The 21,847-nt window shown below is 55.8% G+C and carries 33 protein-coding genes; 32 read left to right on the top strand and 1 reads right to left on the bottom strand.

All coding sequences use genetic code 11. The features are described 5' to 3' along the window. Positions 1-6: 6 nt before the first annotated feature. From tuf to bfr, 31 genes are all read left to right on the top strand, one after another. Complete coding sequence (tuf, locus tag MF6394_RS23890; RefSeq protein ID WP_003176426.1) at positions 7-1,200, top strand: elongation factor Tu; 1,194 nt, start codon at positions 7-9, stop codon at positions 1,198-1,200. A gap of 157 nt (positions 1,201-1,357) precedes the next feature. Further along, entirely contained in the window at positions 1,358-1,669 is a 312-nt protein-coding gene (rpsJ, locus tag MF6394_RS23885; protein ID WP_003186070.1) for a 30S ribosomal protein S10, read from the top strand. 81 nt (positions 1,670-1,750) lie between these two features. Further along, complete coding sequence (rplC, locus tag MF6394_RS23880) at positions 1,751-2,386, top strand: 50S ribosomal protein L3 (RefSeq protein WP_003194649.1); 636 nt, start codon at positions 1,751-1,753, stop codon at positions 2,384-2,386. 12 nt (positions 2,387-2,398) lie between these two features. Beyond that, complete coding sequence (rplD, locus tag MF6394_RS23875) at positions 2,399-3,001, top strand: 50S ribosomal protein L4 (protein WP_003176424.1); 603 nt, start codon at positions 2,399-2,401, stop codon at positions 2,999-3,001. Then, positions 2,998-3,297, top strand: a complete 300-nt coding sequence (gene rplW / locus MF6394_RS23870; RefSeq protein ID WP_002555488.1) for a 50S ribosomal protein L23 — start codon at positions 2,998-3,000, stop codon at positions 3,295-3,297. The genes rplD and rplW overlap by 4 nt, the downstream gene beginning before the upstream one ends. Before the next feature lie 14 nt (positions 3,298-3,311). Beyond that, entirely contained in the window at positions 3,312-4,136 is an 825-nt protein-coding gene (rplB, locus tag MF6394_RS23865; protein WP_003186055.1) for a 50S ribosomal protein L2, read from the top strand. 16 nt (positions 4,137-4,152) lie between these two features. Beyond that, positions 4,153-4,428: a 30S ribosomal protein S19 gene (gene rpsS, locus MF6394_RS23860; RefSeq protein WP_002555486.1), complete on the top strand. Its 276-nt coding sequence runs from the start codon at positions 4,153-4,155 to the stop codon at positions 4,426-4,428. 11 nt (positions 4,429-4,439) lie between these two features. Next, a complete protein-coding gene (gene rplV / locus MF6394_RS23855; protein ID WP_003103908.1) occupies positions 4,440-4,772 on the top strand; it encodes a 50S ribosomal protein L22 in 333 nt (110 codons plus the stop codon). 13 nt (positions 4,773-4,785) lie between these two features. Next, on the top strand, positions 4,786-5,472 hold the full coding sequence (rpsC, locus tag MF6394_RS23850) for a 30S ribosomal protein S3 (protein WP_003176422.1): 687 nt from the start codon (positions 4,786-4,788) through the stop codon (positions 5,470-5,472). A 12-nt stretch (positions 5,473-5,484) separates the two neighbouring features. After that, complete coding sequence (gene rplP, locus MF6394_RS23845; protein WP_003176421.1) at positions 5,485-5,898, top strand: 50S ribosomal protein L16; 414 nt, start codon at positions 5,485-5,487, stop codon at positions 5,896-5,898. Beyond that, a complete protein-coding gene (rpmC, locus tag MF6394_RS23840; protein ID WP_002555481.1) occupies positions 5,898-6,089 on the top strand; it encodes a 50S ribosomal protein L29 in 192 nt (63 codons plus the stop codon). The genes rplP and rpmC overlap by 1 nt, the downstream gene beginning before the upstream one ends. Positions 6,090-6,091: 2 nt before the next feature. Beyond that, entirely contained in the window at positions 6,092-6,358 is a 267-nt protein-coding gene (gene rpsQ / locus MF6394_RS23835) for a 30S ribosomal protein S17 (protein ID WP_003194644.1), read from the top strand. Positions 6,359-6,381: 23 nt separating this feature from the next. After that, complete coding sequence (gene rplN, locus MF6394_RS23830; RefSeq protein WP_002555479.1) at positions 6,382-6,750, top strand: 50S ribosomal protein L14; 369 nt, start codon at positions 6,382-6,384, stop codon at positions 6,748-6,750. An 11-nt stretch (positions 6,751-6,761) separates the two neighbouring features. Continuing rightward, a complete protein-coding gene (rplX, locus tag MF6394_RS23825) occupies positions 6,762-7,076 on the top strand; it encodes a 50S ribosomal protein L24 (RefSeq protein WP_003176416.1) in 315 nt (104 codons plus the stop codon). 22 nt (positions 7,077-7,098) lie between these two features. Further along, complete coding sequence (gene rplE, locus MF6394_RS23820; RefSeq protein ID WP_003194642.1) at positions 7,099-7,638, top strand: 50S ribosomal protein L5; 540 nt, start codon at positions 7,099-7,101, stop codon at positions 7,636-7,638. A 13-nt stretch (positions 7,639-7,651) separates the two neighbouring features. Then, positions 7,652-7,957, top strand: a complete 306-nt coding sequence (rpsN, locus tag MF6394_RS23815) for a 30S ribosomal protein S14 (RefSeq protein ID WP_003176414.1) — start codon at positions 7,652-7,654, stop codon at positions 7,955-7,957. A gap of 208 nt (positions 7,958-8,165) precedes the next feature. After that, positions 8,166-8,558: a 30S ribosomal protein S8 gene (rpsH, locus tag MF6394_RS23810; RefSeq protein ID WP_003176413.1), complete on the top strand. Its 393-nt coding sequence runs from the start codon at positions 8,166-8,168 to the stop codon at positions 8,556-8,558. Positions 8,559-8,570: 12 nt separating this feature from the next. Then, complete coding sequence (rplF, locus tag MF6394_RS23805; RefSeq protein WP_003194640.1) at positions 8,571-9,104, top strand: 50S ribosomal protein L6; 534 nt, start codon at positions 8,571-8,573, stop codon at positions 9,102-9,104. Between the two features lie 10 nt (positions 9,105-9,114). Continuing rightward, the gene (gene rplR, locus MF6394_RS23800; RefSeq protein WP_003186037.1) at positions 9,115-9,465 is read left to right on the top strand and encodes a 50S ribosomal protein L18; all 351 of its coding nucleotides are present in this window, start codon (positions 9,115-9,117) and stop codon (positions 9,463-9,465) included. Between the two features lie 3 nt (positions 9,466-9,468). Next, a complete protein-coding gene (gene rpsE / locus MF6394_RS23795; RefSeq protein WP_003176409.1) occupies positions 9,469-9,969 on the top strand; it encodes a 30S ribosomal protein S5 in 501 nt (166 codons plus the stop codon). A gap of 2 nt (positions 9,970-9,971) precedes the next feature. Further along, a complete protein-coding gene (gene rpmD / locus MF6394_RS23790; protein WP_003176408.1) occupies positions 9,972-10,148 on the top strand; it encodes a 50S ribosomal protein L30 in 177 nt (58 codons plus the stop codon). 3 nt (positions 10,149-10,151) lie between these two features. Next, entirely contained in the window at positions 10,152-10,589 is a 438-nt protein-coding gene (gene rplO, locus MF6394_RS23785) for a 50S ribosomal protein L15 (RefSeq protein ID WP_003176407.1), read from the top strand. Further along, entirely contained in the window at positions 10,590-11,918 is a 1,329-nt protein-coding gene (gene secY, locus MF6394_RS23780) for a preprotein translocase subunit SecY (RefSeq protein ID WP_003194637.1), read from the top strand. It begins immediately after the preceding gene. Positions 11,919-11,946: 28 nt separating this feature from the next. Beyond that, positions 11,947-12,063, top strand: coding sequence for a 50S ribosomal protein L36 (gene rpmJ, locus MF6394_RS23775; RefSeq protein ID WP_002555468.1), 117 nt, complete (start codon positions 11,947-11,949; stop codon positions 12,061-12,063). A 129-nt stretch (positions 12,064-12,192) separates the two neighbouring features. After that, a complete protein-coding gene (gene rpsM, locus MF6394_RS23770) occupies positions 12,193-12,549 on the top strand; it encodes a 30S ribosomal protein S13 (RefSeq protein WP_003194635.1) in 357 nt (118 codons plus the stop codon). A gap of 30 nt (positions 12,550-12,579) precedes the next feature. After that, complete coding sequence (rpsK, locus tag MF6394_RS23765; RefSeq protein ID WP_002555466.1) at positions 12,580-12,969, top strand: 30S ribosomal protein S11; 390 nt, start codon at positions 12,580-12,582, stop codon at positions 12,967-12,969. Between the two features lie 18 nt (positions 12,970-12,987). Next, entirely contained in the window at positions 12,988-13,608 is a 621-nt protein-coding gene (gene rpsD / locus MF6394_RS23760; RefSeq protein WP_003176404.1) for a 30S ribosomal protein S4, read from the top strand. 22 nt (positions 13,609-13,630) lie between these two features. Then, a complete protein-coding gene (locus MF6394_RS23755) occupies positions 13,631-14,632 on the top strand; it encodes a DNA-directed RNA polymerase subunit alpha (RefSeq protein ID WP_003176403.1) in 1,002 nt (333 codons plus the stop codon). A gap of 41 nt (positions 14,633-14,673) precedes the next feature. Beyond that, a complete protein-coding gene (gene rplQ, locus MF6394_RS23750; RefSeq protein ID WP_003176402.1) occupies positions 14,674-15,060 on the top strand; it encodes a 50S ribosomal protein L17 in 387 nt (128 codons plus the stop codon). Positions 15,061-15,297: 237 nt separating this feature from the next. Further along, the gene (locus tag MF6394_RS23745; RefSeq protein ID WP_044269390.1) at positions 15,298-16,746 is read left to right on the top strand and encodes a catalase; all 1,449 of its coding nucleotides are present in this window, start codon (positions 15,298-15,300) and stop codon (positions 16,744-16,746) included. A 155-nt stretch (positions 16,747-16,901) separates the two neighbouring features. Then, on the top strand, positions 16,902-17,366 hold the full coding sequence (bfr, locus tag MF6394_RS23740; RefSeq protein ID WP_003176400.1) for a bacterioferritin: 465 nt from the start codon (positions 16,902-16,904) through the stop codon (positions 17,364-17,366). 65 nt (positions 17,367-17,431) lie between these two features. Here the strand turns inward: bfr and uvrA are convergent, their stop codons facing one another. Next, positions 17,432-20,266, bottom strand: a complete 2,835-nt coding sequence (gene uvrA / locus MF6394_RS23735; RefSeq protein ID WP_003194630.1) for an excinuclease ABC subunit UvrA — start codon at positions 20,264-20,266, stop codon at positions 17,432-17,434. Positions 20,267-20,444: 178 nt separating this feature from the next. On the opposite strand from uvrA, the gene MF6394_RS23730 reads away from it, so the two are divergent. Continuing rightward, on the top strand, positions 20,445-21,839 hold the full coding sequence (locus MF6394_RS23730; protein ID WP_034133877.1) for an MFS transporter: 1,395 nt from the start codon (positions 20,445-20,447) through the stop codon (positions 21,837-21,839). The last annotated feature ends 8 nt before the right edge of the window (positions 21,840-21,847 follow it).

Here is a 21,847-nt window from a genome sequence, read left to right as displayed (position 1 = left end):
ATTGTCGTGGCTAAAGAAAAATTTGATCGTTCCCTACCGCACGTCAACGTTGGCACCATCGGTCACGTTGACCACGGTAAAACCACTCTGACTGCTGCTCTGACTCGCGTTTGCTCCGAAGTATTCGGTTCCGCAATCGTTGATTTCGATAAAATCGACAGCGCGCCAGAAGAGAAAGCTCGTGGTATCACCATCAACACCGCGCACGTTGAATACAACTCGCTGATCCGTCACTACGCTCACGTTGACTGCCCAGGTCACGCTGACTATGTGAAGAACATGATCACCGGTGCTGCCCAGATGGACGGCGCAATCCTGGTTTGCTCGGCCGCTGATGGTCCGATGCCACAAACCCGTGAGCACATCCTGCTGTCCCGTCAGGTTGGCGTTCCGTACATCGTGGTTTACCTGAACAAGGCTGACCTGGTAGACGACGCTGAGCTGCTGGAACTGGTTGAGATGGAAGTGCGCGATCTGCTGAGCACTTACGACTTCCCAGGTGACGACACTCCGATCATCATCGGTTCTGCTCGTATGGCTCTGGAAGGCAAAGACGATAACGAAATGGGCACCACGTCCGTTCGTAAACTGGTTGAGACTCTGGACAGCTACATCCCAGATCCAGTCCGTGTTATCGACAAGCCGTTCCTGATGCCAATCGAAGACGTATTCTCGATCTCCGGTCGCGGTACTGTTGTAACTGGTCGTATCGAGCGCGGTATCGTTAAGGTACAAGATCCACTGGAAATCGTTGGTCTGCGTGACACTACCGTCACCACCTGCACCGGTGTTGAAATGTTCCGTAAGCTGCTCGACGAAGGTCGTGCTGGCGAGAACTGCGGCGTTCTGCTGCGTGGTACCAAGCGTGACGACGTTGAGCGTGGCCAGGTTCTGGTCAAGCCAGGTTCGGTTAAGCCGCACACCAAGTTCGAAGCTGAAGTGTACGTGCTGAGCAAAGAAGAAGGCGGTCGTCACACTCCGTTCTTCAAAGGCTACCGTCCACAGTTCTACTTCCGTACTACTGACGTGACTGGTAACTGCGAACTGCCGGAAGGCGTAGAAATGGTAATGCCAGGCGACAACATCAAAATGGTTGTCACCCTGATCAAAACCATCGCTATGGAAGACGGTCTGCGTTTCGCAATCCGTGAAGGCGGCCGTACCGTTGGTGCTGGCGTTGTAGCTAAAATCATCGAGTAATCTCTCTTTTGAGTGAGCTTTGATGTTTTGAGAAAGCCCCCGCTTAGCGGGGGCTTTTTTATTGGGTTGACACCTATCTAGGGCGTCTATAGAATTGCGCCTCCTTTTAACGGGCGTATTGCGCCCGGTGGGAATAGCAGCCGGAGTCTGAAATCCAATGCAAAATCAGCAAATCCGTATCAGGTTGAAGGCTTTTGACCATCGCCTGATCGACCAATCCACCCAGGAAATCGTGGAAACCGCGAAACGTACTGGTGCTCAAGTGCGTGGTCCAATTCCACTGCCTACCCGTAAAGAGCGGTTCACCGTTCTGGTCTCCCCGCACGTCAACAAAGACGCGCGTGACCAGTACGAGATCCGTACTCATAAGCGCGTACTGGACATCGTCCAGCCAACGGATAAAACCGTTGATGCACTTATGAAGCTCGATCTGGCGGCCGGTGTGGAAGTACAGATCAGCCTCGGCTAAGACTTGGGTCTTAGTCGTGTAACGCTCTGAAATGGGCGGCCATAGCGGGTGAAAGCCCCGTACACTCATGAGGTTTACAACATGACTATTGGTGTAGTCGGTCGTAAATGCGGTATGACCCGTATTTTCACCGAAGAAGGTGTCTCCATTCCGGTCACGGTCATTGAGATCGAACCGAATCGCGTCACCCAGTTCAAAACTGAAGAAACCGATGGCTATCGTGCAGTGCAAGTCACTGTCGGCGAGCGTCGTGCTTCGCGCGTGACTGCTGCTCAAGCAGGTCACTTCGCTAAAGCAAACGTTGCAGCTGGTCGTACTGTCATGGAGTTCCGTCTTGAAGACGGCGACTACCAGGCTGGCGATCTGATCAACGCTGAAATCTTCGCCGCTGGTCAACTGGTTGATGTAACCGGTCAGTCCAAAGGTAAAGGCTTCCAGGGTACGATCAAGCGTTGGAATTTCCGTGGTCAAGACAACACTCACGGTAACTCCGTTTCCCACCGCGTCCCGGGCTCTATTGGCCAGTGCCAGACTCCTGGTCGTGTATTCAAGGGCAAAAAAATGTCCGGTCATATGGGCGCTGAGCGCGTGACCGTGCAGTCCCTCGAAGTAGTGCGCGTCGACGCTGAACGCAATCTGTTGTTGGTCAAGGGTGCTGTTCCTGGCGCTACTGGCGGCAACCTGGTTGTACGTCCAGCGGCCAAGGCTCGCGGTTAAGGGGAAGCTGACATGCAATTAAATGTAAATGACGCTCAAGCGATCGAAGTTTCCGAACTGACATTTGGCGGCGAATTCAACGAGACGCTCGTTCACCAAGCAGTCGTGGCCTACATGGCCGGCGGCCGTCAAGGTAGCAAGCAGCAAAAGACCCGTTCCGACGTACGTGGTGGCGGTAAGCGCCCTTGGCGTCAGAAAGGCACTGGCCGTGCTCGTGCCGGTACTATCCGTAGCCCAATCTGGCGTGGCGGCGGTACCACTTTCGCAGCTCGTCCACAGGATCACTCTCAGAAGCTCAACAAGAAGATGTACCGCGCAGCACTGCGCTCCATCCTTGCTGAACTCGTGCGTACTGATCGTCTGGTCGTGGTTCAGGACTTCGCTGTTGAAAGTCCAAAAACCAAAGATCTGCTGGGCAAACTGAACAACATGAGCCTGACCGACGTTTTGATCGTGTCCGAAGCTGTTGATCAGAACCTGTACCTGGCTGCTCGCAACCTGCCACACGTTGATGTACGTGACGTGCAAGGTTCCGATCCAGTTAGTCTGATCGCATACGACAAGGTGTTGATCACCGTGTCGGCCGTGAAGAAATTCGAGGAGCTGCTGGGATGAACCAGGAACGCGTATTTAAAGTTCTGCTTGGCCCGCACGTTTCCGAAAAGGCTACGGTTCTGGCTGACAAGAAAGGCCAGTTCGTTTTCAAGGTTGCAACTGACGCAACCAAGCTGGAAATCAAGAAGGCCGTCGAAAGCCTGTTCAGCGTGAAAGTAGAGCGTGTTACTACCCTGAATGTTCTGGGTAAGAGCAAGCGCACTGCTCGCGGTCTGGGCAAGCGTAATGACTGGAAGAAGGCAGTTATCTCCCTTCAGCCAGGCCAAGATCTCGATTTCAGCAGCAGTGCTGAGTAAGGAAGGGGTGCATCATGGCAATCGTTAAATGCAAACCGACTTCCCCTGGCCGCCGTTTTGTGGTCAAGGTGGTCAACCAGGAGCTGCATAAAGGCGCTCCTCACGCACCGCTGCTCGAGAAAAAATCGAAGTCTGGTGGTCGTAACAACAATGGTCGCATTACCACTCGTCACATCGGTGGTGGCCATAAGCAGCATTATCGTCTGGTCGACTTCCGTCGCAACGACAAAGATGGCATCGCTGCCACTGTCGAGCGTATCGAATACGATCCAAACCGTACTGCTCACATCGCTCTGCTGCTGTACGCAGATGGCGAGCGTCGCTACATCATCGCCCCTAAAGGCGTGAGTGCTGGCGACCAGCTGATCGCAGGTGCTCTGGCACCGATCAAGCCGGGCAACGCTCTGCAACTGCGTAACATTCCAGTTGGTAGCACCGTACACGGCATCGAATTGAAGCCAGGTAAAGGCGCACAGATCGCTCGTTCCGCTGGTGCTTCGGCTCAGCTGATCGCTCGTGAAGGTGTCTACGTGACCCTGCGTCTGCGTTCTGGTGAGATGCGTAAAGTACTGGCTGAATGCCGTGCGACCCTGGGCGAAGTCTCGAACTCCGAGCACAGCCTGCGTTCGTTGGGTAAAGCTGGTGCCAAACGCTGGCGTGGCGTTCGCCCAACCGTTCGTGGTGTTGCCATGAACCCGGTTGACCACCCACACGGTGGTGGTGAAGGTCGTACCTCTGGTGGTCGTCATCCGGTATCGCCATGGGGCTTCCCGACTAAGGGCGCGAAGACTCGTGGTAATAAGCGTACCGACAAAATGATCGTCCGTCGTCGCAAGTAAATAGAGGGATACGACAGTGCCACGTTCTCTGAAAAAAGGTCCTTTTATTGATCTTCACCTACTGAAGAAGATCGAAGTGGCGGCGGAAAAGAACGATCGCAAACCAGTTAAAACCTGGTCGCGTCGTTCGATGATCCTGCCACAAATGGTCGGTCTGACCATCGCAGTACACAACGGTCGTCAACACGTCCCAGTTCTCGTTAACGAAGACATGGTCGGCCACAAACTGGGCGAGTTTGCCGGTACCCGCACTTATCGTGGGCACGTGGCAGACAAGAAAGCCAAGCGTTAAGGGGTTAGGAAATGGAAGTAGCCGCTAAGTTGTCGGGCGCTCGAATCTCCGCCCAGAAAGCCCGCTTGGTCGCCGACCAGATCCGCGGGAAGAAGGTGGGCGAAGCGCTCAACCTGTTGGCTTTCAGCAGTAAGAAAGCCGCCGAGATCATGAAGAAAGTGCTGGAGTCGGCCGTAGCCAACGCCGAGCATAACGAAGGCGCAGACGTTGATGACCTGAAGGTCAGCACCGTTTTCGTCAACGAAGGGCGTTCGCTGAAGCGCATCATGCCACGTGCCAAAGGCCGTGCTGATCGCATCGTCAAGCGGTCTTGCCATATCACTGTCAAGGTTGCTGACAAGTAACGGAGTCGAAGAGATGGGTCAGAAAGTACATCCCATTGGCATTCGCCTGGGAATCGTCAAGGAGCACACCTCCGTCTGGTACGCAGACGGTCGGACTTATGCGGACTACTTGTTCGCTGATCTGAAGGTGCGTGAGTATCTCCAAGACAAACTAAAAAGCGCGTCCGTAAGCCGTATCGATATCCATCGTCCGGCCCAAACTGCACGTATCACCATCCACACCGCTCGTCCAGGTATCGTTATCGGGAAGAAAGGTGAAGATGTTGAGAAACTGCGTCAGGACCTGACCAAGCAAATGGGTGTGCCTGTGCACATCAATATCGAAGAGATCCGCAAGCCGGAGCTCGACGGTATGCTGGTTGCGCAGAGCGTAGCTCAGCAGCTGGAGCGTCGCGTAATGTTCCGTCGCGCTATGAAGCGCGCCGTACAGAACGCCATGCGCATTGGTGCCAAAGGCATCAAAATCCAAGTGAGCGGTCGTCTCGGCGGTGCTGAAATCGCACGTACTGAATGGTATCGCGAAGGTCGTGTGCCACTGCACACCCTGCGTGCCGACATCGACTATGCCAACTACGAAGCTCACACCACTTACGGTGTGATCGGTGTAAAGGTTTGGATCTTCAAAGGCGAAGTAATTGGTGGTCGCCAAGAAGAACTGAAACCACAAGCACCAGCGCCTCGTAAAAAAGCTGCTAAGTAAGGGGTACGCCAAATGTTGCAACCTAAGCGTACGAAGTTCCGCAAGCAGATGACAGGCCACAACCGTGGTCTGGCTCAGCGCGGTAGCAAAGTCAGCTTCGGCGAGTTCGCGCTGAAGTCTGTAGCTCGTGGTCGTCTCACCGCTCGTCAGATCGAGTCAGCGCGTCGTGCTCTGACCCGTCACGTAAAACGTGGCGGCAAGATCTGGATCCGTGTATTCCCGGACAAGCCGATCTCCAAAAAGCCTCTCGAGGTTCGGATGGGTAAAGGTAAGGGTAACGTGGAATACTGGGTAGCCCAGATTCAGCCAGGCAAAGTCCTGTATGAAATCGAGGGTGTTTCTGAAGAGCTGGCGCGTGAGGCTTTCGCCCTGGCTGCTGCAAAGCTGCCGCTCGCCACCTCCTTTGTTAAACGGACGGTGATGTGATGAAAGCGAATGAACTTCGTGAAAAATCCGCACAGCAGCTGAACGAGCAACTGCTCGGCCTGCTGCGCGACCAGTTCAATCTGCGTATGCAGAAAGCAACTGGCCAGTTGGGGCAGTCTCATCTGCTCTCGCAAGTTAAGCGTGACATCGCTCGCGTGAAGACTGTGCTCAACCAGCAGGCAGGTAAGTGATCATGGCTGAAGCCGAAAAGACTGTCCGTACGCTGACTGGCCGTGTTGTCAGCGACAAGATGGACAAAACCATCACCGTTTTGATCGAGCGTCGCGTTAAGCACCCGATCTACGGTAAATATGTTAAGCGTTCGACTAAGCTGCACGCGCACGACGAAACCAATCAGTGCCACATCGGCGACAAAGTCACTATTCGTGAAACTCGTCCGATGGCCAAGACCAAGTCTTGGGCACTGGTTGATGTTCTCGAACGCGCTGTGGAAGTCTAAGGACTAGGGGTCGGAGAAATTATATGATTCAGACTCAATCCATGCTCGATGTGGCCGATAACAGCGGCGCTCGCCGTGTTATGTGCATCAAGGTGCTGGGTGGCTCCCATCGTCGTTACGCTGGTATCGGTGACATCATCAAAGTTACCGTGAAGGAAGCAATTCCTCGCGGTAAGGTGAAAAAAGGCCAAGTGATGACTGCTGTTGTAGTCCGCACTCGTCACGGCGTACGTCGTGCTGATGGCTCCATTATCCGCTTTGATGGCAACGCTGCTGTTCTTCTGAACAACAAGCAAGAGCCGATCGGCACCCGTATCTTTGGGCCAGTGACCCGTGAACTTCGTACTGAGAAGTTCATGAAGATCGTCTCGCTCGCCCCAGAAGTGCTGTAAGGAGATCCGACATGCAAAAGATTCGTCGTGACGACGAGATCATCGTGATCGCCGGCAAAGACAAAGGTAAGCGCGGTAAGGTGCTTAAGGTTCTCGCTAATAACCGTCTGGTTATCGGTGGTCTGAACCTGGTCAAGCGTCATACCAAGCCTAACCCGATGTCGGGCGTGCAGGGCGGTATCGTCGAGAAAGAAGCTCCGCTGGATGCTTCTAACGTCGCCATCTTCAACGGCGAAACCAACAAGGCTGACCGCGTTGGTTTCAAAGTAGAAGACGGTAAGAAAATTCGTGTCTTCAAGTCGACCCAAAAAGCGGTTGATGCTTGAACACTGCTAGGTAGATTAGACCATGGCACGACTACAAGAGATTTACCGGAAGGAAATCGCCCCTAAGCTTAAGGAAGAACTTAAGCTCGGGAACGTGATGGAAGTTCCGCGCGTCACCAAAATCACCCTGAACATGGGTCTGGGCGAAGCGATCGGCGACAAAAAAGTCATCGAGCACGCTGTTGCCGACCTGGAAAAGATCACCGGTCAGAAAGTCGTTGTGACTTACGCTCGGAAATCCATCGCTGGCTTTAAAGTCCGTGAAGGTTGGCCGATCGGCGTCAAAGTGACTCTGCGCCGTGAGCGTATGTACGAATTCCTGGATCGTCTGCTGTCGATCTCCCTGCCTCGGGTCCGCGACTTCCGCGGCCTGAATGCCAAGTCCTTCGATGGTCGTGGTAACTACAGCATGGGCGTGAAAGAGCAGATCATCTTCCCGGAAATCGACTACGACAAGATCGATGCTCTCCGCGGTCTGGACATCACCCTGACCACCACTGCCAAGAACGATGATGAAGGTCGCGCCCTGTTGCGTGCTTTCAAATTCCCGTTCCGCAACTGATTGGAGTAGGACCATGGCCAAGATGAGCATGAAAAACCGCGAGCTGAAGCGTCAGCTCACGGTTGCCAAGTACGCCAAGAAGCGTGCAGCACTGAAAGCAATCATCGTTGATCTGAACGCAAGTCCAGAAGCGCGTTGGGAAGCGACAGTTGCTCTGCAGAAGCAGCCACGTGACGCAAGCGCTTCGCGCATGCGTAACCGCTGCCGCCTGACCGGTCGTCCACACGGCGTTTACCGCAAGTTCGGCCTCGGCCGTAACAAACTGCGTGAAGCGGCAATGCGTGGTGACGTACCAGGTCTGGTTAAAGCCAGCTGGTAAGTACTTTCAACGTCCGGGTGGTCGGAATCGCAAGATACTGACCACCGGTGACCTTGAATCTGGATCAAGCCCCTTTTGGGGCTTGTTTCATTTCTGGAGTATGTCTAAAATACGCGGCTCGCCTGAGCCCGTGTTTTTTGTGCTCGGAGATTCTCGGCGACATATGTAGCCGCAAGGCTAATTTTTTTGTATTAGGAGCGTCTAGCCCATGAGTATGCAGGACCCGTTAGCGGACATGCTAACTCGTATCCGTAATGCCCAGATGGCTGAAAAGTCCGTCGTAAGCATGCCATCTTCCAAGTTGAAGGTAGCTGTTGCCAAAGTCCTGAAAGACGAAGGCTACATTGCGGGTTATCAGATCAGCAGCGAAATCAAACCACTGCTGTCCATCGAGCTGAAGTACTTCGAAGGCCGTTCGGTCATCGAGGAAGTGAAGCGCGTTAGCCGTCCAGGCCTGCGTCAGTACAAGTCCGCTGAAGATCTGCCGAAAGTTCGTGGCGGTCTGGGCGTGTCTATCGTCTCCACCAACAAAGGTGTGATGACGGATCGTGCTGCGCGCGCTGCCGGTGTCGGCGGCGAAGTTCTTTGCACTGTGTTCTAAGGGGGGATAAGCATGTCTCGCGTCGCTAAGAACCCCGTTAAGCTGCCAGCCGGTGTCGAAGTCAAATTCGCAGGCCAACAGCTTTCGGTGAAGGGTGCCAAGGGTACTCTTGAACTGAACATCCATTCGTCCGTTGAGATCGTTGAAGAAGCTGGTGAGCTGCGTTTCGCTGCTCGCAATGGCGATCAACAAACTCGCGCAATGGCCGGTACCACGCGTGCGTTGGTAAACAACATGGTCCAAGGCGTAAGCCAAGGCTTCGAGCGTAAGCTCCAGCTGGTCGGTGTTGGTTACAAAGCGCAAGCAAAAGGCACGGTTTTGAACCTTGCCCTTGGCTTCTCGCACCCAGTGGATTACGAACTGCCAGCGGGCATCACTGCTGAGACTCCTAGCCAGACCGATATCCTGATCAAGGGCATCGATAAGCAGCTGGTAGGTCAAGTGGCCGCTGAGATCCGCGACTTCCGTCCACCAGAGCCGTACAAAGGCAAAGGTGTGCGCTACGCGGACGAAGTCGTCCGTCGTAAAGAAGCCAAGAAGAAGTAGGGCATAGCAAATGACCGACAAAAAAGTTACTCGACTGCGTCGCGCTCGCAAAGCACGCCTGAAAATGCACGAACTCGAAGTCGTGCGTCTCTGCGTGTTCCGCTCGTCGCAGCACATCTACGCCCAGGTCATCTCGGCCGACGGCAACAAAGTCCTGGCAAGCGCCTCGACTTTGGATAAAGAACTGCGTGATGGTGCCACTGGCAACATCGACGCGGCCACAAAGGTTGGCCAGCTGGTCGCTACGCGTGCTAAGGCCGCTGGCGTCTCGCAAGTGGCTTTCGACCGCTCTGGCTTCAAGTACCACGGTCGCGTGAAAGCGCTGGCTGATGCTGCTCGTGAAGCTGGGCTGGAGTTCTAAGTTATGTCAAATAACGACCAAAAGCGCGACGAAGGCTACATTGAGAAGCTGGTTCAAGTTAACCGCGTAGCCAAAACCGTTAAAGGCGGCCGTATCTTCACTTTCACCGCGTTGACCGTGGTGGGTGATGGTAAAGGGCGTGTTGGCTTCGGCCGTGGCAAGTCACGTGAAGTGCCTGCTGCGATCCAGAAGGCAATGGAAGCTGCTCGTCGCAACATGATCCAAGTTGATCTGAACGGCACCACTCTGCAGTACGCAATGAAGTCCGCTCACGGCGCTTCGAAGGTGTACATGCAGCCTGCTTCTGAAGGTACCGGTATCATCGCTGGCGGCGCTATGCGTGCTGTCCTCGAAGTTGCTGGCGTTCAGAACGTTCTGGCCAAGTGCTACGGCTCGACTAACCCGGTAAACGTGGTTCACGCCACTTTCAAGGGTCTGAAGGCTATGCAATCTCCTGAGTCCATCGCTGCCAAGCGTGGTCTGACTGTCAAGGAGATCTTCTGATCATGGCTACCGTTAAAGTAACGCTGATCAAAAGCATGACCGGCCGCATCCCTAACCACAAATTGTGCGTTAAAGGTTTGGGTCTGCGTCGCATCGGTCACACTGTAGAAGTCCAGGATACTCCCGAGAATCGCGGGATGATCAACAAGGCTTACTACATGCTGCGTGTAGAGGGTTAATCGATGAAACTCAATGATCTGAGTCCAGCGCCGGGTTCCCGTCGCGAAAAGCATCGTCCGGGCCGTGGTATCGGTAGTGGTTTGGGTAAGACCGGTGGCCGTGGCCACAAGGGTCAAACCTCCCGCTCCGGTGGCACCATTGCTCCAGGCTTTGAAGGCGGTCAACAGCCGCTGCATCGTCGCCTGCCTAAGTTCGGTTTCGTATCCCTGAAAGCCATGGACCGCGCAGAAGTGCGTCTGTCCGAGCTGGCTAAAGTGGAAGGCGACATCGTTACTGTGCAGACCCTGAAAGATGCCAACGTGATCAACGTCAACGTACAGCGTGTGAAAATCATGCTGTCCGGTGAAGTGACTCGCGCTGTCACTATCGGCAAGGGAATCGGCGCCACCAAAGGTGCGCGTTCGGCTATCGAAGCAGCTGGCGGCAAGTTCGAGGAATAAATGGCTAAGCAAGGTGCTCTCTCAGCGCTCGGCAAAGGCGGTATGTCTGAACTTTGGGCTCGTCTGCGTTTTCTGTTCCTGGCGATTATCGTCTACCGAATAGGCGCACACATCCCGGTTCCAGGTATCAACCCGGACCGACTCGCAGACCTGTTTCGACAGAATGAGGGGACCATTCTTAGCTTGTTCAACATGTTTTCCGGCGGCGCGCTGGAGCGGATGAGCATCTTTGCACTGGGGATCATGCCGTACATCTCGGCATCGATCATCATGCAGCTGATGACAGCCGTCAGCCCGCAGCTGGAGCAGTTGAAGAAGGAAGGTGAAGCTGGCCGTCGCAAGATTAGCCAGTACACCCGCTACGGCACTGTCGTCCTCGCCCTGGTTCAAGCTATCGGCATGTCCGTTGGCTTGGCCGGGCAGGGCGTTGCGTTCACTGGTGACTTTGGCTTCCATTTCGTCGCAGTATCCACGTTTGTGGCTGGTGCGATGTTCATGATGTGGCTGGGTGAGCAGATTACTGAGCGTGGTGTTGGCAACGGTATCTCGATGTTGATTTTCGCAGGTATCGTCGCCGGTCTTCCGAGAGCAATCGGGCAGTCTTTCGAGTCTGCGCGTCAGGGTGATATCAATATCTTCGCCTTGGTTGCCATCGGTTTGCTGGCAGTAGCGATTATCGGTTTTGTGGTGTTCATTGAGCGTGGCCAGCGTCGTATTGCTGTTCACTACGCCAAGCGTCAGCAGGGCCGTAAGGTCTTTGCTGCGCAGACCAGCCACTTGCCGCTGAAAGTGAATATGGCCGGTGTTATTCCGGCAATTTTCGCGAGCAGCATCTTGCTGTTTCCGGCTTCGTTGGGTACCTGGTTTGGTCAGTCTGAAAATATGGGCTGGCTGCAGGACCTCTCTCAGTCGATCGCTCCTGGTCAGCCGTTGAATATTCTGCTGTTTAGTGCAGGGATTATTTTCTTCTGCTTCTTCTATACGGCGTTGATGTTCAATCCGAAAGACGTAGCGGAAAACCTGAAGAAGTCCGGTGCCTTTATTCCGGGCATCCGTCCAGGTGAGCAGTCGGCACGCTACATTGATGGCGTTCTGACTCGTTTGACCCTGTTCGGTGCTCTATATATGACGGCCGTGTGCCTGTTGCCCCAGTTCCTGGTGGTTGCAGCAAACGTTCCGTTCTACCTTGGCGGGACCTCGTTGCTGATCGTGGTCGTGGTTGTGATGGACTTCATGTCCCAAGTACAATCGCACCTCGTTTCGCACCAGTACGAATCCCTGATGAAGAAAGCCAACCTGAAGGGCTACGGCAGCGGCATGTTGCGCTGAGTACCCCATAAGGTTCGAGGAGTTGGTGATGAAAGTTCGTGCATCGGTGAAAAAGCTGTGCCGTAACTGCAAGATTATTCGCCGCGAAGGTGTTGTTCGAGTAATTTGCAGCGCGGAACCGCGTCACAAACAGCGCCAAGGCTGAGTGTGATCCGCTTGAAGCCCGGCAGCTAGTGCGCTGCCGGGTTGATTATTTGTTATTACAGCGATATTATCTCGCGCCCTATTTCTTGGCTTCCGGGGCGTAGGTAGCTGTCAATTGGAGTCCCACTGAATGGCCCGTATTGCAGGCGTTAACATTCCAGATAACAAGCACACTGTTATCTCGCTGACCTACATCTATGGTGTTGGTCGCACTACTGCGCAGAAAATTTGCGCGGTCGCTGGGGTAAACCCAGCCGCTAAGATCAAGGATCTGAGCGACGAGCAGATTGAACAGCTGCGTGGCGAAGTGGCGAAGTTCACCACTGAAGGTGACCTGCGTCGCGAAATCAACATGAAAATCAAGCGTTTGATGGACCTCGGTTGCTATCGCGGTCTGCGTCATCGTCGTGGTCTTCCAGTACGCGGTCAGCGTACCAAGACTAACGCGCGTACCCGTAAAGGTCCGCGTAAGCCGATCCGCAAGTAATCGCCCCAGCGAATCGACAGGAAAATTATCATGGCAAAACCTGCTGCTCGTCCTCGTAAAAAAGTTAAAAAGACAGTGGTTGATGGCATCGCCCACATCCATGCATCTTTTAACAACACCATCGTGACCATCACCGACCGTCAAGGTAACGCGCTTTCTTGGGCTACCTCCGGTGGTTCGGGTTTCCGCGGTTCCCGCAAGTCCACTCCGTTTGCTGCTCAAGTAGCTGCTGAACGTGCTGGTCAAGCTGCGCTGGAATATGGCCTGAAAAACCTCGACGTTAACGTCAAAGGTCCAGGTCCAGGTCGTGAGTCTGCTGTCCGTGCTTTGAACGGCTGTGGCTATAAGATCGCCAGCATCACCGACGTGACGCCAATCCCGCACAACGGGTGCCGTCCGCCGAAGAAGCGCCGCGTGTAATCCAGGAGATTGTAAAGAATGGCTCGTTACATTGGTCCAAAATGCAAACTCGCTCGTCGCGAAGGCACCGATCTCTTCCTGAAGAGCGGCGTGCGCGCGATCGAATCGAAGTGCAACATTGAAGCAGCACCTGGTATCCACGGCCAACGCCGCGGTCGCCAGTCCGACTACGGCACCCAACTGCGTGAAAAGCAGAAGGTCCGTCGTATCTACGGCGTTCTCGAGCGTCAGTTCAGCGGCTACTACAAAGAAGCTGCTGGCAAGAAAGGTGCAACCGGTGAAAACCTGCTGCAACTGCTCGAATGCCGTCTGGACAACGTTGTATACCGTATGGGCTTTGGTTCGACTCGTGCCGAATCCCGTCAGCTGGTATCGCACAAGTCGATCAGCGTTAACGGTCAGACCGTAAACGTTCCGTCCTACCAGGTTCGTGCTGGTGACGTGGTCGCAGTTCGCGAGAAAGCAAAAAACCAACTTCGCATTGTCCAAGCTCTCGATCTGTGTGCCCAACGTGGCCGCGTAGAATGGGTAGAAGTAGACACTGAGAAGAAGTCGGGCGTTTTCAAGAACGTTCCTGCTCGCAGTGATCTGTCCGCCGACATCAACGAAAGCCTGATTGTCGAGCTCTACTCCAAGTAAGGGCTAGAAAATAGGTGCATCCATGCAGATTTCGGTAAATGAGTTCCTGACACCCCGCCACATTGATGTGCAGGTTGTCAGTCCAACCCGCGCCAAAATTACTCTCGAGCCTCTCGAGCGTGGTTTTGGCCACACCCTGGGCAACGCGCTGCGCCGCATCCTGTTGTCCTCAATGCCCGGCTGTGCAGTAGTCGAGGCCGAGATTGACGGTGTGCTCCACGAGTACAGCGCCATCGAAGGTGTACAGGAAGACGTAATTGAAATCCTGTTGAACCTTAAAGGTCTGGCTATCAAGCTGCACGGCCGTGACGAAGTTACGCTGACCTTGTCGAAGAAGGGTTCGGGGGTGGTTACCGCTGCCGATATTCAGCTGGATCATGATGTCGAGATCGTTAACCCCGATCACGTAATCGCTAACCTGGCGTCTAACGGCGCCCTGAACATGAAGCTCACTGTAGCTCGTGGTCGTGGTTATGAACCGGCCGACTCGCGTCAGAGCGATGAAGACGAAAGCCGCAGCATTGGTCGCTTGCAGCTTGACTCTTCGTTCAGCCCGGTTCGCCGTATCGCATACGTGGTGGAAAACGCCCGTGTCGAACAGCGTACTAACCTGGACAAGCTGGTTATTGATCTGGAAACCAACGGTACCCTGGATCCTGAAGAGGCTATCCGCCGCGCTGCAACCATTCTGCAACAGCAGTTGGCTGCGTTCGTCGACCTCAAAGGTGACAGCGAACCAGTGGTAATCGAGCAGGAAGACGAGATCGATCCGATCCTGCTTCGCCCGGTTGACGATCTGGAACTGACTGTACGTTCGGCTAACTGCCTTAAGGCGGAAAACATTTACTACATCGGTGACCTGATCCAGCGCACCGAAGTAGAACTGTTGAAGACTCCGAACCTGGGCAAGAAATCCTTGACTGAAATCAAGGACGTTCTGGCCTCCCGCGGTCTGTCCCTCGGCATGCGCCTCGACAACTGGCCGCCTGCAAGTCTTAAGAAGGACGACAAGGCGACTGCCTGATCGTCGTAATCACCGAACGTGAGTTTGGTAAGGAATGAACCATGCGTCATCGTAAAAGTGGTCGTCACCTGAGCCGTACCAGCTCGCACCGCAAGGCCATGTTCCAAAACATGGCGGTGTCGCTGTTCGAGCACGAGCTGATCAAAACTACACTGCCGAAAGCTAAAGAACTGCGTCGCGTTGCTGAGCCGCTGATCACTTTGGCCAAGACAGACAGCCTGGCTAACCGCCGTCTGGCTTTCGACCGTACTCGTTCGAAAGCTATCGTTGGTAAGCTCTTCAACGACCTGGGCAAGCGTTACGCTACCCGTGAGGGTGGCTACCTGCGCATCCTCAAGTGCGGTTTCCGCGCTGGCGATAACGCGCCTATGGCGTACGTCGAGTTGGTTGATCGTGCTACTGCCGGCGAAGCTGTAAGCGCCGAGTAAGACGACAAGCTGCAACGAAAAACCGGGCCTAGTGCCCGGTTTTTTGTGCGCGTAACAAAAGCGTGCTGCGTACAAGAATCCTCAAGCGACACGCCTCACTATGAGCGTTGGGTATGTTGGTAGTTATTTTCTATTGAAGCCTACAATTTAATGAATTTGTAGGTGTCATGTGGATGGTCAATACTCCCTCCAAGCCGATTAGCCGGCAGTTCAAAGCCCGACCTGAGGAAGATGCGCATGAGCCAGAATAAAGTCCTTACCACCGCCAGCGGCGCGCCCGTTGCGGACAATCAGAACTCACGTTCCGCCGGCCCACGTGGCCCATTGCTGCTCGACGATTTCCACCTGATCGAGAAGCTTGCTCACTTCAACCGTGAAAATATCCCTGAGCGTCGCGTGCACGCCAAAGGTTCGGGTGCCTTCGGTACCTTTACCGTGACAAAAGACATTACCCAGTACACCAGCGCCAAGTTGTTCGAGTCCGTTGGCAAGCAGACGCCTACGTTCCTGCGTTTCTCCACCGTAGGCGGTGAACGTGGTTCGGCTGATACTGAGCGCGATCCACGTGGCTTCGCCTTGAAGTTCTACACCGAAGAAGGCAACTGGGACATCGTCGGTAACAACACCCCGGTGTTCTTTATCCGTGACCCGCTGAAATTCCCGGACTTTATCCACACCCAGAAGCGTCTGCCCCAAAGCAACTTGAAAAGCGCGCAGATGATGTGGGATTTCTGGTCGCACTCCCCAGAGGCGTTGCATCAGGTCACCATTCTGTTTTCGGACCGTGGCATTCCAGACGGCTACCGTCACATGCACGGTTTCGGCAGCCACACTTACAGCCTGATCAACGCCCAGGGCGAGCGTCATTGGGTGAAGTGGCACTACAAGACCAAGCAAGGCATCAAGAACCTGGCGCCGGCCGAGGCTGCCCGCTTGGCGGGTACTGATCCTGACTACGCCCAGCGCGATCTGTTTGGCGCAATCGAGCGCGGTGACTTCCCCAAGTGGCGCGTGTGCATCCAGATCATGACCGAGGCCCAGGCGAACGCCCATTACGAGAACCCGTTTGACGTGACCAAGACCTGGTCGCAAAAAGAATTCCCGTTGATTGAAGTGGGTGAGTTGGAGCTCAATCGTAATCCGCAGAACTACTTCGCAGAAGTCGAGCAGGCTGCATTTGGCCCAAGCAACATGGTTCCAGGCGTTGGCCTGTCGCCAGACCGTATGCTCCAAGGTCGGGTGTTCGCCTACGCCGATGCTCACCGCTACCGTGTGGGCACCAACCACCAGCAACTGCCGGTGAACGCACCACGTAGCCCGGTTAACAGCTACCAGCGTGACGGCTCAATGGCTTTCGGCAGCAATGGTGGGGCGGCTCCGAACTACGAGCCAAACAGCTATGCCGACGCACCGAAACAAGCTCCGCAATATGCAGAGCCAGCATTGGCCCTGAGCGGCGCCGCTGATCGCTACGATCATCGCGAAGATACGGACTACTACAGCCACGCCGGTGCGCTGTTCCGTCTGATGAATGATGAGCAAAAAGCGTTGCTCACCAATAACATCGCGGGCGCAATGGCTGGGGTTTCCAGCGACGTGGTCCAGCGTCAACTGCAGCACTTCTATAAAGCCGACCCGGCTTATGGAGAAGCAATCGCAAAGGCACTGGGTGTATCGCTTAACTGACTCTAAACGATAAGCAGAACCGCCCTCATTTGGGCGGTTTTTGCGTTATTTAAGCTACTTTTCCCTGAAAATCTTCACTTTTCTGCCGTTTGTCCCGTGACCTTCAAGTCAGCATGGTTCAAACTACAGCCTTTCAAGCAGGGAGATGTAGGGCGATGCAAGGTCACCCCGACGTAATCGATTACCTCAACACGTTGCTGACGGGCGAACTGGCAGCTCGTGACCAATATTTCATCCATTCGCGTATGTACGAAGACTGGGGCTTTACCGAGCTCTACGAGCGTATCAACCACGAAATGGAAGAAGAGGCGCAGCACGCTGATGCCCTGATGCGCCGCATTCTGATGCTCGAAGGCACGCCGCGTATGCGTCCTGATGATCTGGATGTGGGTACCACAGTGCCTGACATGCTCGCTGCCGATCTTCGCCTTGAGTACAAGGTCCGTGCCGCACTCTGCAAGGGCATCGAGCTTTGCGAGCAGCACAACGACTATGTCACCCGGGAAATACTGCGGGTGCAGTTGAATGACACCGAAGAAGATCACACCTACTGGCTGGAAAAGCAGTTGGGCCTGATCAAGCTGATCGGCCTGGAGAATTACCTGCAATCGCAGTTCTGATTCCCGGTTACAAAAAAGCCCCTGTTACTGCAAAGTGACAGGGGCTTTTTATTGGGCCTGAAAAATCAGGCCCGGTCGCGTTCCAGCAACGGTTTCAAGTAGTAACCGGTATGCGACTGCGGCATTTCGGAAACCTGCTCCGGAGTGCCCACTGCGATAATCTGGCCACCCTTCGAACCACCTTCCGGCCCCAGGTCTACCAGCCAGTCGGCAGTCTTGATCACATCAAGGTTGTGCTCGATCACCACCACGGTATTGCCGTGGTCTCGCAGGCGGTGCAGTACGTCCAGCAACTGCTGAATATCCGCGAAGTGCAGGCCAGTGGTCGGCTCGTCGAGGATGTACAAGGTTTTGCCGGTATCGCGCTTGGACAGCTCGCGAGACAGCTTGACCCGCTGCGCCTCGCCACCCGACAGCGTGGTCGCTGATTGCCCCAGCTTGATGTACGACAGGCCCACATCCATCAGCGTCTGCAGCTTGCGCGCCAACGCCGGCACCGCGTCGAAGAACTCGCGAGCTTCCTCGATGGTCATTTCCAGGGTCTCGTGGATGCTCTTGCCCTTGTACTTGATCTCCAGGGTCTCGCGGTTGTAGCGCTTGCTCTTGCACACATCGCACGGCACGTAGATGTCCGGCAGGAAGTGCATCTCCACCTTGATCAGGCCATCGCCCTGGCACGCTTCACAGCGGCCACCCTTGACGTTGAACGAGAACCGACCCGGCCCATAACCCCGTGAGCGCGACTCTGGCACGCCAGCGAACAACTCGCGGATAGGCGTAAACAGCCCGGTGTAGGTGGCTGGGTTTGAACGCGGCGTACGTCCAATCGGGCTCTGGTCGATGTCGACCACCTTGTCCAGATGCTCCAGGCCCTTGATGCTGTCGTGGGCCGCTGCTTCCAGGGTGGTCGCGCCGTTCAGGGCGGTGGCACTCAGTGGGAACAGGGTGTTGTTGATCAGCGTCGACTTGCCCGAACCGGAAACACCGGTCACGCAGGTCAGCAAGCCTAGCGGAATCTCCAGGTCGACATTGCGCAGGTTGTTCCCGCGCGCGCCCTTGAGATGCAGCGCCATCTTTTTGTTACGCGGTGTGCGCTTGGCGGGTACTTCAATCTTCACACGGCCGGACAAGTATTTGCCGGTCAGTGAATCAGGATGTGCCATCACCTCGGCAGGCGTGCCTTCAGCAACGATATGGCCACCATGCACGCCCGCGCCGGGGCCGATATCGACCACGTAGTCCGCCAGGCGGATAGCGTCTTCATCATGCTCGACCACGATCACGGTATTGCCAATATCGCGCAGGTGTTTCAGCGTGCCCAGCAAGCGGTCATTGTCCCGTTGGTGCAAGCCAATCGACGGCTCGTCGAGGATATACAGCACGCCCACAAGGCCGGCGCCAATCTGGCTGGCCAGGCGAATGCGCTGCGCCTCACCGCCGGACAAGGTGTCGGCGCTGCGGTCCAGCGACAGATAGTCCAGGCCCACGTTAACCAGGAACTGCAATCGCTCGCGAATTTCCTTGAGGATCTTGTCGGCAATTTCCCCGCGACGACCGGTCAGCTTCAGCACGCCAAAGTATTCACAGGCATCGCCGATCGGCAGGTTGGTCACTGCCGGCAGGGTCTTCTCGCCTACCCATACATGCCGGGCTTCACGGCGCAGGCGCGTGCCACGGCAATCCGGGCATGGCTGTGTGCTGAGGAATTTCGCCAGCTCCTCGCGCACGCTCGCCGATTCGGTTTCGCGGTAGCGGCGTTCCAGGTTCGGCACGATGCCTTCGAACGGGTGCGAGCGCTTGACGATATCGCCGCGGTCGTTCAGGTATTTGAAGTCGACATTCTGTGAACCGCTGCCATTGAGAATGACTTTCTGCTGGTCTGCCGGCAGTTGGTTGAATGGCACTTCCAGGCTGAATTTGTAGTGGGACGCCAATGACCCAAGCATCTGGAAGTAGTAGACATTACGCCTGTCCCAGCCACGTATCGCACCCTCGGCCAAGGTCAGTTCGCCATTGACCAGACGCTTGATATCGAAAAACTGTTTCACACCCAGGCCGTCGCAAGTCGGGCAGGCGCCGGCCGGGTTGTTGAAGGAAAACAGCTTGGGTTCCAGCTCACTGATGGCATGGCCACAGATAGGGCAGGCGAAACGCGCGGAGAAGATGATCTCTTCGCCCGGCTCGTCATCCATCGGCGCTACCAGGGCAATGCCATCGGCCAGCTTCAGCGCGGTTTCGAACGATTCCGCCAAACGCTGCTGCAGGTCGGCGCGCACCTTGAATCGGTCGACCACCACATCAATGGAGTGCTTTTTCTGCTTGTCCAGCTTCGGCGCTTCGTCCAGCTCATAGAGCTTGCCGTTGATGCGCGCCCGCACGAAGCCCTGGGCCCGCAGCTCTTCGAAGACCGACAGGTGTTCACCCTTGCGCTCGCGAATGACGGGCGCCAGCAGCATCAGCTTGGCGCCTTCGGGCTGGGCCAGCACCAGGTCGACCATCTGGCTGACGGTCTGGGCTTCCAAGGGGATATCGTGGTCCGGGCAACGGGGGATACCCACGCGTGCGTACAGCAGGCGCAGGTAGTCGTAGATCTCGGTAATGGTACCCACGGTAGAGCGCGGGTTGTGGGACGTGGACTTCTGCTCGATGGAAATAGCCGGCGACAGGCCTTCAATGGTGTCGACATCGGGCTTTTCCATCATCGAGAGGAACTGCCGGGCGTAGGCCGACAGCGATTCCACATAGCGACGCTGACCTTCGGCATACAGCGTGTCGAACGCCAGGGACGATTTGCCGGAGCCGGACAAGCCGGTGATGACGATCAGTTTGTCCCGGGGCAGGGTCAGGTCGATGTTCTTCAGGTTGTGGGTTCTAGCCCCACGAATCAGGATCTTGTCCAAGATGGCCTCGCACGGCGGGCGTAAATGATGCCGGAGTATACGGCTAAAGACTGGATGAATATACACTGTCAAAACGCCGCTTGCAGCCTTACATGAAAGCTGCGCGGCAAAGCGCCGCATATACCCTCTCAATCGATGGGACTGGTAGAATCGCCGCCGGTTCACACGAGGTTTTTCCATGCACGATCCCCACAGCGAACGCATGAGTAGCGGCGAGACCCGAGCGGCAAGCGGTCTGGCCCTGGTGTTCGCCTTCCGTATGCTGGGCATGTTTATGGTGTTGCCGGTGCTGGCCACCTATGGGATGGATCTCGCAGGGGCGACCCCCGCCTTGATCGGCCTGGCGATTGGCGCCTATGGCCTGACCCAGGCAATTTTCCAGATCCCGTTCGGGATTATTTCCGACCGCATTGGCCGTCGCCCGGTGATCTATCTCGGGCTGATCGTATTCGCCCTTGGCAGTGTGCTAGCGGCCCAGTCCGATTCGATCTGGGGCGTGATCGCCGGGCGCATCCTGCAGGGCGCCGGTGCGATTTCCGCCGCCGTGATGGCGCTGCTCTCGGACCTGACCCGCGAACAACACCGCACCAAGGCCATGGCGATGATCGGCATGACCATCGGCCTGTCGTTTGCCGTGGCCATGGTGGTGGGCCCCTTGCTCACGCGTGCGTTCGGCTTGCATGGGCTGTTCCTGGCCACGGGCGGCATGGCGTTGTTTGGCATCCTGATCGTGGCGTTTATGGTGCCGCGCTCCACCGGCACCCTGGCGCACCGTGAATCGGGCGTTGCACGCAAGGCGTTGCTGCCGACGCTCAAGCACCCGGACCTGCTGCGTCTGGATTTAGGTATCTTCGTATTACACGCCATGCTGATGTGCAGCTTCGTCGCCTTGCCCCTGGCCCTGGTGGAAAAAGCTGGGCTGCCCAAGGAACAGCACTGGTGGGTCTACCTCACTGCGTTGTTGATTTCGTTCTTCGCCATGATCCCGTTCATCATCTATGGCGAGAAGAAACGCAAAATGAAACGAGTTTTACTCGGCGCCGTCGCGACATTGATGCTCACTGAACTATTCTTCTGGCAGTTCGGCGACAGCCTGCGCGCACTGGTGATCGGCACGGTGGTGTTTTTCACCGCGTTCAACCTGCTCGAAGCGTCGTTGCCGTCGCTGATCAGTAAAGTTTCACCGGCGGGCGGTAAGGGCACGGCCATGGGGGTGTATTCCACCAGCCAGTTCCTGGGCTCCGCGTTGGGCGGCATCATGGGCGGCTGGATGTTCCAGCATGGCGGTTTGTCGGTTGTGTTCCTCGGATGCGCCGCGCTGGCTGCACTTTGGCTGGTCTTTGCTGTTACCATGCGCGAACCTCCCTACGTCACCAGCCTGCGTTTGCCGCTATCGCCCGAGGCGATCCGCGAAGCCGGCCTGGTCGAGCGCCTGAAGGCCGTGGTAGGGGTAACGGATGCAGTGGTGGTCGCTGAAGAGGCGGCCATTTACATCAAATTGGACACCGAATTATTGGATCGCGCGACGCTCGAGCAACTGGTCAACCCAGTGCCGACAGCGCGCCCAGCCTAGGAGAACGT

Origin of the sequence: Pseudomonas sp. MF6394, from assembly GCF_002018845.1 — a bacterium.
In the GTDB taxonomy this organism is placed as follows: Bacteria; Pseudomonadota; Gammaproteobacteria; order Pseudomonadales; family Pseudomonadaceae; genus Aquipseudomonas; species Aquipseudomonas lactis.
The sequence above is the reverse complement of the archived record's forward strand: the minus strand, read 5'-3'. Positions and strand labels throughout refer to the sequence as shown.

Coding starts and splice junctions, on each gene's coding strand:
- rpsJ (WP_003186070.1), top strand. CDS start 1,358: ATGCAAAATCAGCAAATCCGTATCAGGTTGAAGGCTTTTGACCATCGC.
- rplC (WP_003194649.1), top strand. CDS start 1,751: ATGACTATTGGTGTAGTCGGTCGTAAATGCGGTATGACCCGTATTTTC.
- rplD (WP_003176424.1), top strand. CDS start 2,399: ATGCAATTAAATGTAAATGACGCTCAAGCGATCGAAGTTTCCGAACTG.
- rplW (WP_002555488.1), top strand. CDS start 2,998: ATGAACCAGGAACGCGTATTTAAAGTTCTGCTTGGCCCGCACGTTTCC.
- rplB (WP_003186055.1), top strand. CDS start 3,312: ATGGCAATCGTTAAATGCAAACCGACTTCCCCTGGCCGCCGTTTTGTG.
- rplV (WP_003103908.1), top strand. CDS start 4,440: ATGGAAGTAGCCGCTAAGTTGTCGGGCGCTCGAATCTCCGCCCAGAAA.
- rpsC (WP_003176422.1), top strand. CDS start 4,786: ATGGGTCAGAAAGTACATCCCATTGGCATTCGCCTGGGAATCGTCAAG.
- rplP (WP_003176421.1), top strand. CDS start 5,485: ATGTTGCAACCTAAGCGTACGAAGTTCCGCAAGCAGATGACAGGCCAC.
- rpmC (WP_002555481.1), top strand. CDS start 5,898: ATGAAAGCGAATGAACTTCGTGAAAAATCCGCACAGCAGCTGAACGAG.
- rpsQ (WP_003194644.1), top strand. CDS start 6,092: ATGGCTGAAGCCGAAAAGACTGTCCGTACGCTGACTGGCCGTGTTGTC.
- rplN (WP_002555479.1), top strand. CDS start 6,382: ATGATTCAGACTCAATCCATGCTCGATGTGGCCGATAACAGCGGCGCT.
- rplX (WP_003176416.1), top strand. CDS start 6,762: ATGCAAAAGATTCGTCGTGACGACGAGATCATCGTGATCGCCGGCAAA.
- rplE (WP_003194642.1), top strand. CDS start 7,099: ATGGCACGACTACAAGAGATTTACCGGAAGGAAATCGCCCCTAAGCTT.
- rpsN (WP_003176414.1), top strand. CDS start 7,652: ATGGCCAAGATGAGCATGAAAAACCGCGAGCTGAAGCGTCAGCTCACG.
- rpsH (WP_003176413.1), top strand. CDS start 8,166: ATGAGTATGCAGGACCCGTTAGCGGACATGCTAACTCGTATCCGTAAT.
- rplF (WP_003194640.1), top strand. CDS start 8,571: ATGTCTCGCGTCGCTAAGAACCCCGTTAAGCTGCCAGCCGGTGTCGAA.
- rplR (WP_003186037.1), top strand. CDS start 9,115: ATGACCGACAAAAAAGTTACTCGACTGCGTCGCGCTCGCAAAGCACGC.
- rpsE (WP_003176409.1), top strand. CDS start 9,469: ATGTCAAATAACGACCAAAAGCGCGACGAAGGCTACATTGAGAAGCTG.
- rpmD (WP_003176408.1), top strand. CDS start 9,972: ATGGCTACCGTTAAAGTAACGCTGATCAAAAGCATGACCGGCCGCATC.
- rplO (WP_003176407.1), top strand. CDS start 10,152: ATGAAACTCAATGATCTGAGTCCAGCGCCGGGTTCCCGTCGCGAAAAG.
- secY (WP_003194637.1), top strand. CDS start 10,590: ATGGCTAAGCAAGGTGCTCTCTCAGCGCTCGGCAAAGGCGGTATGTCT.
- rpmJ (WP_002555468.1), top strand. CDS start 11,947: ATGAAAGTTCGTGCATCGGTGAAAAAGCTGTGCCGTAACTGCAAGATT.
- rpsM (WP_003194635.1), top strand. CDS start 12,193: ATGGCCCGTATTGCAGGCGTTAACATTCCAGATAACAAGCACACTGTT.
- rpsK (WP_002555466.1), top strand. CDS start 12,580: ATGGCAAAACCTGCTGCTCGTCCTCGTAAAAAAGTTAAAAAGACAGTG.
- rpsD (WP_003176404.1), top strand. CDS start 12,988: ATGGCTCGTTACATTGGTCCAAAATGCAAACTCGCTCGTCGCGAAGGC.
- MF6394_RS23755 (WP_003176403.1), top strand. CDS start 13,631: ATGCAGATTTCGGTAAATGAGTTCCTGACACCCCGCCACATTGATGTG.
- rplQ (WP_003176402.1), top strand. CDS start 14,674: ATGCGTCATCGTAAAAGTGGTCGTCACCTGAGCCGTACCAGCTCGCAC.
- MF6394_RS23745 (WP_044269390.1), top strand. CDS start 15,298: ATGAGCCAGAATAAAGTCCTTACCACCGCCAGCGGCGCGCCCGTTGCG.
- bfr (WP_003176400.1), top strand. CDS start 16,902: ATGCAAGGTCACCCCGACGTAATCGATTACCTCAACACGTTGCTGACG.
- MF6394_RS23730 (WP_034133877.1), top strand. CDS start 20,445: ATGCACGATCCCCACAGCGAACGCATGAGTAGCGGCGAGACCCGAGCG.